Source organism: Bradyrhizobium sp. 41S5, assembly GCF_011516665.3.
Lineage (GTDB): Bacteria > Pseudomonadota > Alphaproteobacteria > Rhizobiales > Xanthobacteraceae > Bradyrhizobium > Bradyrhizobium quebecense.
Genome location: NZ_CP083721.1, coordinates 7947251 through 7961909 on the forward strand (window position 1 = coordinate 7947251; position 14659 = coordinate 7961909).

General features: G+C 63.7%; 16 protein-coding genes. 8 read left to right on the forward strand and 8 right to left on the reverse strand.

Features of this window, described 5'->3' with window-relative positions; genetic code table 11:
- The first annotated feature begins 14 nt into the window (after positions 1 to 14).
- Positions 15 to 1247, forward strand: coding sequence for a DUF445 domain-containing protein (locus HAP47_RS38085; RefSeq protein WP_173640374.1), 1233 nt, complete (start codon positions 15 to 17; stop codon positions 1245 to 1247).
- 216 nt (positions 1248 to 1463) lie between these two features.
- On the opposite strand, the gene HAP47_RS38090 is transcribed toward HAP47_RS38085, so the two are convergent.
- Entirely contained in the window at positions 1464 to 2225 is a 762-nt protein-coding gene (locus tag HAP47_RS38090; RefSeq protein WP_173640373.1) for an IS5 family transposase, read from the reverse strand.
- A 185-nt stretch (positions 2226 to 2410) separates the two neighbouring features.
- Positions 2411 to 3292, reverse strand: a complete 882-nt coding sequence (locus tag HAP47_RS38095) for a LysR family transcriptional regulator (protein WP_173640372.1) — start codon at positions 3290 to 3292, stop codon at positions 2411 to 2413.
- A 157-nt stretch (positions 3293 to 3449) separates the two neighbouring features.
- On the opposite strand from HAP47_RS38095, the gene HAP47_RS38100 reads away from it, so the two are divergent.
- From HAP47_RS38100 to HAP47_RS38125, 6 genes are all read left to right on the forward strand, one after another.
- Positions 3450 to 4196: an SDR family NAD(P)-dependent oxidoreductase gene (locus HAP47_RS38100; protein ID WP_173640371.1), complete on the forward strand. Its 747-nt coding sequence runs from the start codon at positions 3450 to 3452 to the stop codon at positions 4194 to 4196.
- 44 nt (positions 4197 to 4240) lie between these two features.
- Positions 4241 to 5077, forward strand: a complete 837-nt coding sequence (locus HAP47_RS38105) for an alpha/beta fold hydrolase (RefSeq protein ID WP_173640370.1) — start codon at positions 4241 to 4243, stop codon at positions 5075 to 5077.
- A gap of 78 nt (positions 5078 to 5155) precedes the next feature.
- Positions 5156 to 5902: an SDR family NAD(P)-dependent oxidoreductase gene (locus HAP47_RS38110; protein WP_173640369.1), complete on the forward strand. Its 747-nt coding sequence runs from the start codon at positions 5156 to 5158 to the stop codon at positions 5900 to 5902.
- Between the two features lie 30 nt (positions 5903 to 5932).
- Positions 5933 to 6313 (forward strand): DUF427 domain-containing protein, encoded by a 381-nt coding sequence (locus HAP47_RS38115; RefSeq protein ID WP_173640368.1) that lies wholly within the window; start codon positions 5933 to 5935, stop codon positions 6311 to 6313.
- 23 nt (positions 6314 to 6336) lie between these two features.
- Complete coding sequence (locus tag HAP47_RS38120) at positions 6337 to 7083, forward strand: glucose 1-dehydrogenase (protein WP_173640367.1); 747 nt, start codon at positions 6337 to 6339, stop codon at positions 7081 to 7083.
- Positions 7084 to 7187: 104 nt separating this feature from the next.
- A complete protein-coding gene (locus HAP47_RS38125) occupies positions 7188 to 7868 on the forward strand; it encodes an MFS transporter (protein WP_173640366.1) in 681 nt (226 codons plus the stop codon).
- A 405-nt stretch (positions 7869 to 8273) separates the two neighbouring features.
- Here the strand turns inward: HAP47_RS38125 and HAP47_RS38130 are convergent.
- The 6 genes from HAP47_RS38130 to HAP47_RS38155 form a co-directional block, all read right to left on the reverse strand.
- A protein-coding gene (locus HAP47_RS38130) for an IS630 family transposase (RefSeq protein ID WP_173640059.1) occupies positions 8274 to 9216 on the reverse strand; the annotation gives its coding sequence in 2 pieces (ribosomal slippage) (positions 8274 to 8879 and positions 8881 to 9216; 942 coding nt in all).
- Between the two features lie 288 nt (positions 9217 to 9504).
- Entirely contained in the window at positions 9505 to 9699 is a 195-nt protein-coding gene (locus HAP47_RS38135) for a hypothetical protein (RefSeq protein ID WP_173640365.1), read from the reverse strand.
- 5 nt (positions 9700 to 9704) lie between these two features.
- The gene (locus tag HAP47_RS38140) at positions 9705 to 10808 is read right to left on the reverse strand and encodes a hypothetical protein (protein WP_173640364.1); all 1104 of its coding nucleotides are present in this window, start codon (positions 10806 to 10808) and stop codon (positions 9705 to 9707) included.
- A gap of 123 nt (positions 10809 to 10931) precedes the next feature.
- The gene (locus HAP47_RS38145) at positions 10932 to 11861 is read right to left on the reverse strand and encodes a dihydrodipicolinate synthase family protein (RefSeq protein WP_173640363.1); all 930 of its coding nucleotides are present in this window, start codon (positions 11859 to 11861) and stop codon (positions 10932 to 10934) included.
- A gap of 38 nt (positions 11862 to 11899) precedes the next feature.
- Complete coding sequence (locus HAP47_RS38150; protein WP_173640362.1) at positions 11900 to 13066, reverse strand: NADH:flavin oxidoreductase/NADH oxidase; 1167 nt, start codon at positions 13064 to 13066, stop codon at positions 11900 to 11902.
- 45 nt (positions 13067 to 13111) lie between these two features.
- Positions 13112 to 13249, reverse strand: coding sequence for a hypothetical protein (locus HAP47_RS38155; protein WP_176396254.1), 138 nt, complete (start codon positions 13247 to 13249; stop codon positions 13112 to 13114).
- Positions 13250 to 13313: 64 nt separating this feature from the next.
- On the opposite strand from HAP47_RS38155, the gene HAP47_RS38160 reads away from it, so the two are divergent.
- Positions 13314 to 14333, forward strand: coding sequence for an LLM class flavin-dependent oxidoreductase (locus HAP47_RS38160; protein ID WP_173640361.1), 1020 nt, complete (start codon positions 13314 to 13316; stop codon positions 14331 to 14333).
- The last annotated feature ends 326 nt before the right edge of the window (positions 14334 to 14659 follow it).

Sequence of the window (14659 nt, forward strand, 5' to 3'; positions counted from 1 at the left end):
TGGACATCGGCGCCGTGCTTCCGCCTGAGGACACAAGGCTGCGCGACCTTCGTCGCATGCGGGCGCTCGCCACGGCCCTGCTCGCGCTCATGCTGCTGGTTTTTCTGGCGACCTCGATGGCGCAACCGCACTGGCCGTGGCTGGCCTATCCGCGCGCCTTCGCCGAAGCCGGCATGATCGGCGCCTGCGCCGACTGGTTCGCGGTCGTCGCGCTGTTTCGTCATCCGCTCGGCATCCCGATTCCGCACACCGCGATCGTTCCGCAGAGCAAGCAGCGCATCGCGGTGGCGCTGGGCCGCTTCATCGCCAACAACTTCCTGTCGCCTCGCGTGATCGGCGATCGCATCCGCGACGTCGATATCGCCGGCTGGGCGGCGCACTGGATCGAGCGGCCGTCGCATGCCCGCAGCGCCGCGCAACGCACAGTCTCGGCGGCTCATCAGGCCCTGCAGGCCACGCCGAGCGCCGACCTCAACGCCTTTCTGACGCGCCGGACCCGGCAGGGGATCGCGGCGGTTCCGGTGGCACCGCTCGCCTCGCGCGTGCTGGCGCTGTTGTGGGCGCATGGCGACGCGCAGGCCCTCGTCGAGCGCTTGATCACATCGGCGAGCGTGGCGCTCGCCAACAACAAGGAAACGATCCGCAAGAAGGTCTCGCAGCGCTCCTACCGGTTCGTGCCGAAATGGGTCGACGGCATGGTGGCCGACCGCGTCATCTCCGGCATCGGCCAGACGCTCGACGAGATGCGCGAGCCGAACCATCCCTGGCGGATCGAACTCAAGGCAGAGATCGAGCGTCTGATCGACCGGCTCGCCACCGATCCCGACTACCTCGCCAAAGGCGAGGAGCTGAAGCAGCGCATGCTCGACAATCCCGCCGTGATCCGCCAGATCGACGCGATGTGGCAGGCCATCGAGGCGCGGCTGAACTCAGCGGCGACCTCGGCCGCGATCGCGGACACCATCGAAACCGCCCTGATCTCGGTTGCCGCGCGGGTCCGTGACGATGCCGAGATGCGCGATCGCATCAACCGCTGGCTTCGCGTCGCCGCATTGCGGGCCGTTGCGTCGCGACGCCAGGAGATCGCGGCCTTCATTCGCAAGGTGGTCGAGAACTGGGACACCGAAACGCTGATCGTGCGGATCGAATTGCAGGTCGGACGCGACCTGCAATTCATCCGGATCAACGGGACGGTCGTCGGAGGCCTCGTCGGCCTGCTGATCTTCTCCGTCTCGCGCTGGCTGTAGCTCATGATGAGATTAGGTTGAGTTGGAACGGTGTCGCAAGTTCACCTCTCCCTTGGGAGAGGTCGATTTGCGCAGCAAATCGGGTGAGGGGTTACAGTCTATCGATAGAGCAAGAGCCCTCACCCGGATTGCTTCGCAATCCGACCTCTCCCCAAACGGGGAGAGGTGAACCGAGACCGCGCGAAGCCGATGCAACCAAAACTCATCCCGCTTCTACTAGGATGCGGACTCATTAAGGCGCAGCCACAGCCTGATTGACGCCAGTTGAACGAAGGCAAGGTAGTTGGCGGCAAGTCTGTCGTAGCGTGTCGCTACTCGGCGACATTGCTTGATTCCGTTGAAGAACCGCTCGACCTGGTTGCGAGCTCGGTAGAGATAGGGGCTGAAGCAGATTGGATCGCAGCGGTTGCTCTTCGGCGGAATGTTGACCCACGCCCCCTTCTTCAGGGCAAGCTGTCTAATCCAGTCTGCGTCATAGCCACGATCAGCAAGCAGCATTGACCCAACTTTCAGACGAGACAGCAGTTTTCCGGCAAGCCGCACGTCGTGGGCCTCACCGGGACTCAGCGCCCACCGTACCGGCAGACCATTGCTATCGACCACCGCATGAATTTTGCTCGTCAGGCCGCCGCGTGACCTCCCCATCGATTGGCGCTTGTTTCGTGTGATGCAAGCTCCGTGTTGATGCACTCGGACAATGGAGGTGTCGATCATCTGGACAGCCGCATCGTGGGCAGCGGCAAGTGCGTCGATGATGCGGCTCCAAACACCAGCCCGCCGCCAGCGGACGAAGCGGTTGTAGCAGGTCGTGTATGGGCCAAACGCCTCCGGCAGATCACGCCAAGGTGCTCCTGATCGTAGGATCCAGAAGATGCCGTTGAGGACTCGTCGGTCGTTTACCCGAGGAACGCCACGCGGCTTGTTCGGCAGCATGGGCTTGATGGCGACCCATTCATAGTCAGCGAGTTCGTGGCGCATGAGTTGACTCCAGTTGGGAGTTTGAATGACGGGGTCTGTCTGACGCAACGCTTCTGGAACGTCCTGGTTAGGCGCTCACGGATAGAAACGGACGGCAACCTGCCGACAATCCCCACTGATCAGTCGAAAATGATCCGTCTCTGACAATTGACGGCTGAGCCCGACGCCTAGGGTCCTAAGCAAGTCTATGCCGCATCCAGGCCATCGATCCTCGAGAGAAAGGTCTTCAATATTGGCGAGGCGTTGTCGCGGCGGAAGCCGACCGTTACAGCGATCGTCGGCGCATCACCTTCGAGAGGGCGACTTACAACCGACCAGGGCAGGAAATTCTTCGCGGATGCCGGTAGAATAGCAAAGCCACGGTTAGATGCGACGAGCGAGATCGCCATGGCGTAGTTGTCGATTTCGAATGCCGGTGTGACCTCGATGCCGCAGCGCTCGAGGTATTCGGCAATGAGCGCCCGGAGCACCCGCGGCACTTTCGAGATGCCGATATAGGTTTCGCCGACCAGATCCTTTGGATCGAAAGTCTCTCGCTGAGCGAGCCTGTGATCGCTGGGCAGAACCGCGACCAGAGGCTCCTGCGCCACGACCTTGAATTCGATGTCCGGTGTCTTCTCGCCGCGCAGAAATGCGACGTCCAGCCTGCCACGTGCGAGCTCCTCCGCCAGCGTCGCCGAATGATCGCTGGAGACCCGAATTTCGATGTCGGCCAGTTCGTTGCGCAACAAGCTGGTCGCACGCGGTAGCCAGTCGACCTCCTGGCCGGTGGTGAAGCCAATCGCAAAGACCTGTTTGCTCGGCTGTGCCGCGCGCCGCGCGCCGTCGGTGGCGGCTTCGGCTTGCATCAGTGCCAAGCGAGCATGTTCGAGGAAAACCCGACCAGCCTCCGTCAGCTGCACGCCGTGCACGCTGCGGACCAGGAGCGGCACGCCGACTTCGTATTCCAGGTCCCGAATCTGCCGGCTCAGGGAGGGCTGCGCCGTGTGCAGACGTTTCTCGGCCGCCACGGTGAGGCTGCCTTCTTCGGCGACGGCAACGAAATAGCGTAGATGGCGAAGCTCCATTCCATACTCTCCAGGTATGGGAATGGAACTTACAAAGTCTTTTTAAAAAGCGCTAGTCGGGCCCAAATAGCTTCCAACAGCAACGAGACACCGGCTTCTGACCATGCCCTCTGGGCAGGGAACGGATGGCTTGTGCCCAATTTGAGGAGCTTTCGCCATGTCCAACCCCGTCGTGCTCATCACCGGAGCTCTGACCGGAATCGGCCGGGCCACTGCCATCGCTTTCGTCAAACAGGGCTCGACCGTGGTCGTTTCCGGCCGTCGCGAGGCCGAAGGCCGGTCGCTCGAGGCCGAGCTCCGCGGCCTCGGCGCGGAGGCCGCGTTCGTTTTCGCCGACGTGCGCCGCGAGGACGATATCCGTCGCCTGGTCGATCAGACGGTCGAGCGCTTCGGCCGGCTGGATGTCGCCGTCAACAATGCCGGCACGGAGAGCACTCCGGGGCCGGTGACCTCGACGACGCTGGAAAGCTATGCCGCGATGTTCGACACCAACGTGCTCGGCACCCTGCTCAGCCTGAAGCACGAACTCAGGGTCATGCAGCGGCAGGGCGCGGGCAGCATCGTCAACATCTCGTCAACAATGGGCGAGCGCGGCGCTGCCAACCTGTCGCTCTACGTCGCGAGCAAGCACGCCGTGGAAGGCCTCACCAAATCCGCAGCACTCGAAGCGGCCGCTTTCGGCGTCCGCGTCAACGCGGTGGCGCCGGGGCCGACAGAGACCGCGATGCTCGATCGTCTGACCGGCTCGCCGGACAAGAAGGCTGCCTTCTACGCCGCCGTACCGCTCAAGCGCGGCGCGAGAGCAGAGGAAATCGCAGAGGCCGTCGCTTTCGTGGCTTCGGAGAAAGCCTCTTTCATTACAGGCCAGATCGTACGGGTCAACGGCGGCAAGACTGCAAGCTGAATCCAATCGGTCACATCATCTCAGACATAAAAAGGAGTTCTGCCATGACTACGCACACACACCAAACTGCACCCACCCAATTCGTCGACGCCAACGGCATCCGCTTCGCCTATCGGCGCTTCGGTAAGACAGGCGGCGTGCCGATCGTCATGAACATCCATTTCCGCGGCACCATGGACCATTGGGATCCGGCCGTGACCGATGGGCTGGCACAGCAACGCGAAGTCATCCTGTTCGACAATGCGGGCATCGGCGCCAGCTCGGGCGAGACGCCGGCGACCGTCCCCAGCATGGCGACAGATGCCATCGCCTTCATCAGGGCGCTCGGGATCGGCAAGGCCGACATCCTCGGCTATTCGCTCGGCGGCAAGGTCGCTCAGGAGATCGCCGTGCAGGCGCCCGACCTGGTGCGCAAGCTGGTCCTGGTGGGCACCGGACCGCGCGGCGCCGACACCGCCGCCAGCAAATCCGCAGAGATCTTCTCTGCGACCTACGATCCGCCCGAACATCTCTGGATCGCCGCGCATTTCCTGCCCAATGCAGCCGGCCGTGCCGCCGGACGGAAGTACCTCGAACGCAAGTTCCGTCGCAAGGATCGCAGCCCGGAAGTGAGCGAGACGTCCGCCACGGCTCAGTACGCGGCGATCGTCAAGTCGAACGAGAAGACCGATGGCGTGTGGGATTACCTGGCCGACATCCATCATCCTGCTCTGGTGGTCGATGGCAGCAACGACCTGATCATCCCCACGGTCAACGGATTCACGCTGCAGCAGCGTCTGCCGAACGCGCAACTCATCGTCTATCCGGACTCGAGCCACGGGCCCCAGAACCAGTATCCGGAGCTATTCGTGGCCCACACCGCCATGTTCCTGGACGCGTAGCGAAACGCGGGTCGTCGAGCCGGTCGCGTTTCCGGCATATCCGATCGGTGCCCTAGATTTCCTGGAAGGAAGATCGTTATGAAATCGTGCTGTGGAAAGACCGCCCTCGTCACCGGCGCCTCACGCGGCATCGGGCGCGCCGCTGCTTTGGCGCTCTCCGAAGCCGGAGCCCAGGTCCTGGTTCACTACGGACGTGGCGCTGCAGAAGCGCGTTCGGTGGTCGACGAAATCAATTCCGCCGGAGGCAAGGCCCAGGCGATCGGCTTCGATCTCTCGGATCCTCAAGGTGCGCACAAGCTTGCCGCCAAGGTGCATGAAATCGTCGGCGAACGGCTCGATATTCTGGTCGCCAACGCCGGAGTGGCCAAAGCCGCCACGATCCAGGAGACAACGATCGAAGACTTCGACGCGCTCTTCGCCGTCAACGTGCGGGCCCCGTTTTTTCTGGTCCAGCAGTTGATCCCGATCCTGAAAGAGGGATCCAGCGTTATCTTCACCTCTTCGCTCGCCGCGCATGCGGCCGTGGGAGCGCTCGCCGCCTACGCGGCCACCAAGGGAGCCATCGACACCCTGGTCAAGCACTTCGCCTTTGTTCTGGGAGCGAAGGGCGTGCGCGTCAACGCGGTCGCGCCCGGCGTCGTCGAGACCGACATGTCCAGCTTCGCAAGGACCGAGTCCGGCCGCGAATTCACCCTCTCCATGCAGGCGCTAAAGCGGGTGGCGCAGCCCGACGACATCGCGGGCGCCATCGCCTTCCTGGCGTCCGATGCCGCGCGCTGGGTGTCCGGCGACACGCTGAGGGTGGACGGCGGCTCGAAGCTTTGAGCGACAAGACGCAATGAAAGGACAAACGTCATGACGGAGCGCACGATCAAGATACCCGGCCCCGATCATCCGATCACCATCGAGCAGAACAAAAAGCGGGTCGTCGTCACCGTAGGGGGACGCGTGATCGCCGATACTCGGCGAGCCCTCACGCTGCGCGAGGCCAAGTATCCGCCAGTTCACTACATCCCGCGCGAGGACGTCGATATGGCCGCGCTCGCGAGGTCGGCGACGCGGACTTACTGCCCCTACAAGGGTGATGCGTCCTACTTCAGCATTCCAGCCGGCGGCGAACGTTCGACCGACGCGATCTGGACCTATGAAGCGCCCTATGAGGCCGTGGCCGAGATCGAAAATCACCTCGCCTTCTACCTCGACCGCGTCGACGCGATCGAGGAACAAGCCGCCTGAGCGGCATCTTCAAGGAGTACGTCATGTCTGATCTCACCGGCAAAGTCGCCATCGTCACCGGCGCGTCGAAAGGCATCGGTGCCGCCGTCGCCAAGACCCTGGCCGCGCGTGGCGCCGCGGTCGTTGTCAATTTTGCGTCGAGCAAGGCCGGCGCCGAGGCGGTGGTCAAATCGATCACCGGCTCGGACGGCAAGGCAATCGCCGTCCAGGGCGATGTATCCAAGGCTGCGGAAGCCAAGGCTCTGGTCGACGCAGCGATTTCCGCGTACGGCCGCCTCGACATCCTAGTCAACAACTCCGGCGTCTACGAATTCGGACCGCTGGAGTCGGTCACCGAGTCGCAGTTCCGCAAGATGTTCGACGTCAACGTCCTGGGTCTGCTGCTGGTGACCCAGGCCGCGGCCCCCCATCTGCACGAAGGCGCCAGCATTATCAACATCGGCTCCGGCGTCACCGCCATCACCCCTCCGCAAACGGCGGTCTACACCGCTACCAAGGGGGCCGTGGACGTCATCACCGGCGTGCTGGCCAACGAGCTCGGGCCTCGCAAAATCAGGGTCAACACCGTCAGCCCCAGCCTCACCGAGACCGAAGGCACCCTCAGCGCCGGAATGCTCGCGACCGAGTTCGAGGCGGGCATCATCGCCCAGACGCCGCTCGGCCGGCTGGGCCAGCCCCAGGACATCGCCGACGTCGTTGCCTTCGTGGCCTCGGACGACGCGCGCTGGGTGACCAGCGAAAGGATCTCGGCCGGCGGCGGCTTGCGCTGATGGGACGGATCCATGTCGGCCTCCGGTCATCGGATGGCCGACATTCTCCGCCGAGATTGGTCTGGAGCCGCCGAGCGAGTTTTTGGGTCTCGCTCGGCGTTGCCATGCATACGCTATGGACGAGCGCCGCGCCGGCGCTCAGCTATCGGCTCTATGCGGAGGAATGGCAGCTGTCGCCTATACAGACGACAGGCGTCTTCGCGATCTATCCGTTGTTCGTCGTCGGCACGCTGATTCTCCTGGGCGATCTGTCGGATCATGTCGGCAGGCGATGGACCATGCTTGCCGCTCTGGTGTTCTCATTGATCGGGGCTCTGACACTCGCATGGGCCGTCAATGTGGAATGGCTCCTGGTTGCCCGCGCAGTGATGGGGGTAGGGGTCGGCCTTGCGAGCGGCGCTTCGACTGCGGCCATCCTCGAGTTCAGCTCTACCGGCGATCCCGAACGCGCCGCTTCGGCGACCAATCTGGCGCAAGCGCTCGGATTCGCCACCGCGTTACTGCTCGGCGGCGCTCTGATCCAGTACGCGCCCTATCCGTTGCGGCTAGACTTCTTCGCGCTTGCGGTGGTCATCGCCGCGCTGATCCTGGCAGTCTGGTTTCTTCCGCGTCATGTGTCGAGCCGGACGCCGTGGGCTCCCGATTGCCTCACGTGCCGGCCACCGTTCGCAAGGCATTCCATGTGGCATCGATCGGCGCCGCGACGGCGTTCGCCACAGGCGCCGTCCTCCTTTCGCTCGGCGGCCAAGTGGCACACGATCTGGTCGGGTCCGCCAATGAACTGACGAACGGCGCCATCCTGGCGAGTTTCGCCATCGTGTCCGCGATAGCCACGATCGTCGCGAGAAAGTTACGGCCACGAGCCGCTCTTTTACTCGGTTCGGTCGCGACCACGATCGCTGTCCTCCTTTTGTGGTTGGCAACGAAATTTCATCTACTGTCCGCTTTGCTCATTTCGACCTCGTTGGCGGGAATCAGCTATGCATTTCTATTCTTGGGTGCGTTGACGTTGCTCAATGCCGTCGCGCCGGCTGACAGTCGCGCTGGCGTCCTCTCAGCATTCTATCTAGTCGGATATCTCTGCATGGGATTTTGCGCCCTCGCGTTGGGTGTGGTCGCTCACATATGGGGATTGCCGACGGCAGTGGCAGCGGCGGCGATCGTACTCGCTTCGCTAGAGCATGATGTGTTTATACGGAAACGTACCCTGAATTTTTGAGATAGTTGGCGCACTCCTCCTTAGAGAAGACGTCGAGGAGTTCGCCGACCTTGCGCCAAGTCGCTTCGACATCACGCGGCTGCGCGGCTCGCATCAGGTGTTTGAGCTTGGCGAAGACCTGTTCGATCGGATTGAGATCGGGGCTATAGGGCGGCAGGAAGAGCAGATGGGCTCCTGTGGCGCGGATGGCGTTGCGCGCCGCGTTGCCCTTGTGACTGCCGAGATTGTCGAGAATGACGAGTTCGCCCTTTGCGAGGGTCGGCGCCAGCACCTGCTCGACATAGAGGGTGAAGAGTTCGCCATTGATGGGGCCGTCGATGACCCATGGCGCGCTGATCCGGTCGTGGCGCAGCGCCGCGATGAAGGTCATGGTCTTCCAATGGCCGAAAGGCGCAGACGCCTGGAGGCGTTGCCCACTCGGTCCCCAGCCTCGCAGCGGCGCCATGTTGGTTTTGATCCAGGTCTCGTCGATAAAGACCAGGCGCGAAGCGTCGATCCTGCCCTGATGGGTCTTCCAGCGCGTCCGTTTACGCGCGATATCGGGACGATCTTGTTCGGCCGGCAGGATCGTTTTTTTTGAAGCTCAGCCCTTCGGCATGGACGAACGTCCACACTGCCCGCACGTCGGTCTTGATCCCGCGCGCAGCCAGTTCCTGCGTCAGCTTCCGCAAAGTGAATGGGCCGGAGCGAATGCGTTTGCGCAGCCAGTCGGCATTGGTGCCGGACAGAACCGGCTTCTTGTGACCGCCGATCTTGCCGGGAGAAACGCCGCCGGTCTCCCGCCGCAGATTCTTCCACTTCGTCACACAGGAAGGACTGATCCGAAGCGCTTCTGCAATCGAACGAACCGTCTCGCCAGCATCAGCCCGCGCCAGAGCGAGTTCACGAAGATCTTCCGAATAGGGTCGCGTCATCCATGCTGGCCCCCGTTCCAGCATGGAGTTTGAATCAGAAATTGTCCCCTCTGGGAATCCCGATTCCGGTAAAAAACAACATGCTCTAGGATGTGCGACATTCCTTTTTGCTGTGGCGCGCGTTTCGGCGACGGTCGAATGACCTTCCGCTCCATGGTCCGCAATGGCCCACGCAACCTATTGCGCTGCGGCACAAACTCGGCCGGTACAGGGGAAAAAACAGACAATGCGTCTATCGCATCAAGCCGCTGGCTTTATGGGTACACAGCCTAGCGCGTTCGTTCGCGCTTAGGGAAAACGAATTCGCAACAGCGGCAACTGCTGGAGCCTGTCGAGCAGGCGCACCATTTGGCCCGCAGCCAGGCTGAGGCAGCCGAAGATGAAGTGGCGGCGGGTCAAGCCGCGCTCGCGTTCGGCGAATTCCAGGCGCTGGAGACGCGGTTCGGGAGCAGCGTGCGCACGCAGGGCGGGAAGCGTCGTCATATGCATCAGCCGATCGGAATGCGGATTTCCGGCGCCGTGGTCATCTGCTCGATCGTGTTGTCGAACGACAGACAATCCGGATTCTCGCCCGGCATCCGGCGCAGCGTCTCGGCCAGCTGCTCCTGCTCCAGCAGGAACGAGCGGCCGTCGCGCAGGCGGGCATAGGCCGCCCACGGCACGAATTTGGTGAACGGAAACGGAAAATCCTCGCGCGGCGATACGTCGATATTCAGGCCGGAGACGAACAGGGCGTTCTTGGTCTGAAAGGCCGGCTCACGCAAAATGCTCCGATAGGTGCGATCGAACTCGGCCTGGGTGACGAAGCGGGCGGCATCCAATGCCGGATGCGGCGACGTCACCAGCGTCGGCATCACCGGAGCGAGCGCCGCCTCGAGAATGTCATGACCCTCGGGACCTTCGGCCAGCGCGCGGCGGAAGTGAAACAGATCCGGTGACAACGCCGTGCCGATCGGCGCCGGCGTCTCGCCAAAGCAGGCCTCACCGAGTCGTTCGCGGATCGCCGGACCCGCACGAAAGACCTTCGACGTGGCCAGCGCGCGCAGCGGCTGAAGCGGCGTCTCGACCATGCGGTCGAGCCACAAAATGACACCTTCGTTGCGGCTGTCGTCGAGATATTGATTGTCGATCCGGAACGCCGGCTCGCCATTGAGCCGGCCGCATTGCACCTGCCGGCAGGCATGCGCGTATTCGTCCTCATACCAGCGCAGCACGCCGCAGAGCTTGCCGCAGCAATCCCCGAACCTGCAGTCTTCGGTGCGGTGGCGCTGATAGACCCCGAAGCGGCCATCATCGGGATTATAGCCGACATGGCTGGCCTGGATCAGCACCAGGTCCTCGCCGTGATGGGCATAAGGCCCGTGGCGATTGATGGCGACCTTGCCGCCGACCCGTCCGTGATCGAACGGAAAGGTTCCGAAATGCTGGGCCAGTAGCATGACCGGATAGCCCTGGCTCTCGTCGGAGCAGAAGGCGCGCGACGGCAGCATGTGCTGCCGCTCAAAACCGAGCGACCGGCAGTAATTGTAGAGCCGCGGAACGAAATGGCCGTAGCGCATCGCAAAACGACCAACCCGGAAGGTTTCGATCATCCCGCTGCCGCCCGACCGCCCCGAAGAATCCAGAGTGCACGCGGGCACGTCCCCCGCTTCCCGTACCGAAACGGTAGTTGTCGTTGTTGACGGTTATGTGAACATAGCAGCCGGGTGGCGCGCTCAGCGCCCCCAGCGCAGCACCACCGGATCGAGCATGCGCGCGATCTCGATCAGGCCGGCGCGCGTGGCCGGATGCAGCGGTTGCAACGGGTGCCGCACCGCGTCCGACTTGATGACGCCGCCCTCGCGCATCAGCACCTTGCAGGCCTGCAGCCCGCATTGGCGGTTCTCATAGTTGATCAGCGGCAGCCAGCGCGCATAGGCCTGCGCAGCCTCGTCGCGGCGGCCGGCGAAGAACGGATCGATGATCTGGCGGATGCCGTCGGGATAGCCGCCGCCGGTCATCGCACCGGTGGCGCCGGCATCGAGATCGGCCATCAGCGTGATCGCCTCCTCGCCATCCCAAGGTCCCTCGATCACGCTGCCGCCCCTCTCGATCAGGCCGCGCAGCTTGTTGGCCGCCATCGGCACCTCGATCTTGAAGTACCTGACATTGGCGAGCTCCTTCGCCATTCGCGCCAGAAAGTCCACCGAGAGCGGCGTGCCCGCGACCGGCGCATCCTGGATCATGATCGGGATGTTGATGGCATCCGACACCACCCGATAAAACTCGTAGATGCCCGGCTCGGGAACGCGGAAGGTCGCGCCATGGTAGGGCGGCATGATCATCACCATCGCGGCGCCGGCGGCCTCCGCCTCGCGACTGCGCGCGGCGCACACCGCCGAGGAGAAATGCGTCGTGGTGACGATCACGGGAATGCGGCCCGCGACGTGCTCGAGCACGGCATGCATCACGGTCTCGCGCTCGGCATCGGTCAGCACGAACTGCTCGGAGAAGTTGGCGAGGATGCAGATGCCGTGCGAGCCGGCATCGATCATGAAATCGATGCAGCGCCGCTGTCCGTCGAGGTCGAGGTTGCCGCCGGCGTCGAAGATGGTCGGCGCCACCGGGAAGACCCCTCGATAGGGACGCTGTGCCGAAATCGTCATGTCAAATCCTCCCTCCTGATGTGTCGCAGCTTTTTCCGTCACACCTTGCGGAACGGCAGCGGCGGACCTTCGAGCCTGCGCAGGCCAGGCTCGCGCCGCTCCAGCCACCAACCATACTGCTTCGGCCAGGACGCGAACACCTCGTCGCTTCCGCCGCCGAGCGCAAGCTCGGCATGCAGCGGCCAGTTCGGATCGAACAGCGCCTCGCGCCCGATCGCGACCAGATCGGCGTGGCCGCCCGCCAGGACATCCTCCGCCTGCTGCGGATGCAGGATCAGGCCGACCGCGATGGTGGCGACCTCGGCGGCGCGGCGGATTTCCTCCGCATAAGTCACCTGGAAGCCATAGCCGCGCGGAATCCGCGCCGCGGTTGCCGAGCCGAGCAGGCCGCCCGACGAACAATCGATCAGATCGACACCACGCGCCTTGGCTTCGCGCGCGAATGCGATCTGATCCTCGAGCGTCAGGCCGCCATCGACACCATCGACCGAGGAGATGCGTACCGCCAGCGGCCGCTCGGCGGGCCAGGCGGCGCGCACGGTCTCGATGATCTCGAGCGGATAGCGCATCCGCCCGGCGCGGTCGCCGCCATAGGCGTCGCTGCGGCGGTTCGACAATGGCGAGAGGAATTCGTGCAGGAGATAGCCATGCGCGCAATGCACCTCGACGAATTCGAAGCCGGCCTCCACCGCACGCAAGGTGGCGCGCCGCCATTGCTCGCGCAACGCGGCGAGCTCGGCCGCATCAAGCGCATGCGGCATCAGCCAGCCTTCCTCCATCGGGATCGCGCTCGGCGCCACGGTGCGCCACGGCAGATCGCCGCGGGCGCGGTCGGCCTCGTCGAGTGCGGCATTGCCGCACCAGGGGCGCTGCATGCTGGCCTTGCGGCCGGCATGCGCGAGCTGGATCGAGGGCACCGCGCCGTTGTCCTTCAGGAAGGCCGCGATGCGTTCGAGCGGCGCGATCTGCTCGTCGTTCCAGATGCCGACATCGCCATGGGTGATGCGTCCTTCGGCGGTGACCGCCGCGGCCTCGACCATCACGAGCCCGGCGCCGCCCTGGGCGAACTTGCCGAGATGCACGAGGTGCCAGTCATTGGCGAGGCCGTTGGTTGCCGAATATTGGCACATCGGTGAAATCAGGATGCGGTTTCGGGAGGTCACGCCGCGAAGCGTGATCGGCTGAAACAGAAACGGCTGCGACATCGGGTCCTGCGGGATCGTGGTGGCGGGAGAAATGGTGGCGGAAAACTAGGCGGCGCGCGAGCTGATCGCAAGCCGCGCCGCAGCGCAGGCGGCAAGACCAGCGCGCATGCAGCGCATCCGCAGCGGCGCGGTCCGCAAAACCCGCAACACCTGCTGCAGATATTTTTCCCGGTTGGTAAACATTTTGCGTCATCGCCGGGTCACGCCACGGATCGCAATTCATGCTGGAAATGCCTACATTGCCGACATGAAAAAAATCGGATTCCTCTCGTTCGGGCACTGGACGCCCTCCCCGCAATCCCAAGCCCGCTCGGCCGCGGATGTGCTGCTGCAATCCATCGACCTCGCGGTCGCCGCCGAAGAGCTCGGCGCAGACGGCGCGTATTTTCGCGTCCATCATTTCGCCCGCCAGCTGGCCTCGCCCTTCCCGCTGCTGGCGGCGGTCGGCGCGAAGACCAGCCGGATCGAAATCGGCACCGCCGTGATCGACATGCGCTACGAAAATCCGCTCTACATGATCGAGGACGCCAGCGCGGCCGACCTGATCGCGAGGGGACGTTTGCAACTCGGCATCAGCCGCGGCTCGCCCGAGCAGGTGATCGATGGCTGGCGCTATTTCGGCTATCAGCCGGGCGAAGGCGAGACCGACGCCGACATGGGCCGCCGTCATGCCGAGATCTTCCTCGATATGCTGCGCGGACAAGGTTTTGCGCAGCCGAATCCGCGGCCGATGTTTCCCAACCCGCCCGGCCTGCTGCGGCTCGAACCGCTCTCGGAAGGCTTGCGCGAACGCATCTGGTGGGGCGCCGGTTCGAACGTCACCGCGGTCTGGGCCGCAAAGCTCGGGATGAACCTGCAAAGCTCGACACTGAAGAGCGACGAGACCGGAGAGGCCTTCCATATCCAGCAGGCCGCGCAGATCCGGGCCTACCGCGCCGCCTGGAAGGAGGCCGGCCACACCCGCGAGCCGCGGGTCTCGGTGAGCCGCAGCATCTTCGCGCTGGTCGATGATCGCGACCGCGCCTATTTCGGCAACGGCCAGGAGGAAGACCAGATCGGCTTCATCGACGAGCGGACGCGCGCGATCTTCGGCCGCGGCTACGCCGCCGAACCCGACAAACTGATCGAGCAGCTCGAGACAGACGAGGCGATCGCGGAGGCCGACACCCTGCTGCTGACCGTCCCCAATCAACTCGGCGTCGCCTACAACGCGCATGTGATCGAGAGCATTTTGACGCACGTCGCGCCTGCGATGGGATGGCGGTGAGCCTGCACGAGCAGCACCCGCGGCGGCCGTCCTTCCAGGGGTGTGGTTGAAAGCGGACGACCGGCCGCGGGCTTGAACCGACCGTTCTCTGCCGGAGGCTGGTCGATTCTACATGGCCAATGCCGGAACCCGCGAGATCGTTCCGCCGGAACTCCGTTCTCAAACGCGGAGAACTACGGAAACATAACTGCGTGCTGTGAGAAGAACAGGTCGAGTACAGTTCGTTAGGCGCGCACGTTGCGTGAACAGAGCGCCGTAATATCCCGGGATCATCGCGTGAAGCCAGTTTGTGAATGATCCAGGTCACGCTCGCGGATACGAGTGAA

What these genes read in the sequence shown, in the direction of transcription:
- HAP47_RS38100 (WP_173640371.1), top strand. Translation starts at nt 3,450, where the DNA reads ATGTCCAACCCCGTCGTGCTCATCACCGGAGCTCTGACCGGAATCGGC.
- HAP47_RS38110 (WP_173640369.1), top strand. Translation starts at nt 5,156, where the DNA reads ATGAAATCGTGCTGTGGAAAGACCGCCCTCGTCACCGGCGCCTCACGC.
- HAP47_RS38105 (WP_173640370.1), top strand. Translation starts at nt 4,241, where the DNA reads ATGACTACGCACACACACCAAACTGCACCCACCCAATTCGTCGACGCC.
- HAP47_RS38150 (WP_173640362.1), bottom strand. Translation starts at nt 13,066, where the DNA reads ATGTCGCAGCCGTTTCTGTTTCAGCCGATCACGCTTCGCGGCGTGACC.
- HAP47_RS38160 (WP_173640361.1), top strand. Translation starts at nt 13,314, where the DNA reads ATGAAAAAAATCGGATTCCTCTCGTTCGGGCACTGGACGCCCTCCCCG.
- HAP47_RS38140 (WP_173640364.1), bottom strand. Translation starts at nt 10,808, where the DNA reads ATGATCGAAACCTTCCGGGTTGGTCGTTTTGCGATGCGCTACGGCCAT.
- HAP47_RS38145 (WP_173640363.1), bottom strand. Translation starts at nt 11,861, where the DNA reads ATGACGATTTCGGCACAGCGTCCCTATCGAGGGGTCTTCCCGGTGGCG.
- HAP47_RS38115 (WP_173640368.1), top strand. Translation starts at nt 5,933, where the DNA reads ATGACGGAGCGCACGATCAAGATACCCGGCCCCGATCATCCGATCACC.
- HAP47_RS38155 (WP_176396254.1), bottom strand. Translation starts at nt 13,249, where the DNA reads ATGTTTACCAACCGGGAAAAATATCTGCAGCAGGTGTTGCGGGTTTTG.
- HAP47_RS38125 (WP_173640366.1), top strand. Translation starts at nt 7,188, where the DNA reads ATGCATACGCTATGGACGAGCGCCGCGCCGGCGCTCAGCTATCGGCTC.
- HAP47_RS38135 (WP_173640365.1), bottom strand. Translation starts at nt 9,699, where the DNA reads ATGACGACGCTTCCCGCCCTGCGTGCGCACGCTGCTCCCGAACCGCGT.
- HAP47_RS38120 (WP_173640367.1), top strand. Translation starts at nt 6,337, where the DNA reads ATGTCTGATCTCACCGGCAAAGTCGCCATCGTCACCGGCGCGTCGAAA.
- HAP47_RS38095 (WP_173640372.1), bottom strand. Translation starts at nt 3,292, where the DNA reads ATGGAGCTTCGCCATCTACGCTATTTCGTTGCCGTCGCCGAAGAAGGC.
- HAP47_RS38090 (WP_173640373.1), bottom strand. Translation starts at nt 2,225, where the DNA reads ATGCGCCACGAACTCGCTGACTATGAATGGGTCGCCATCAAGCCCATG.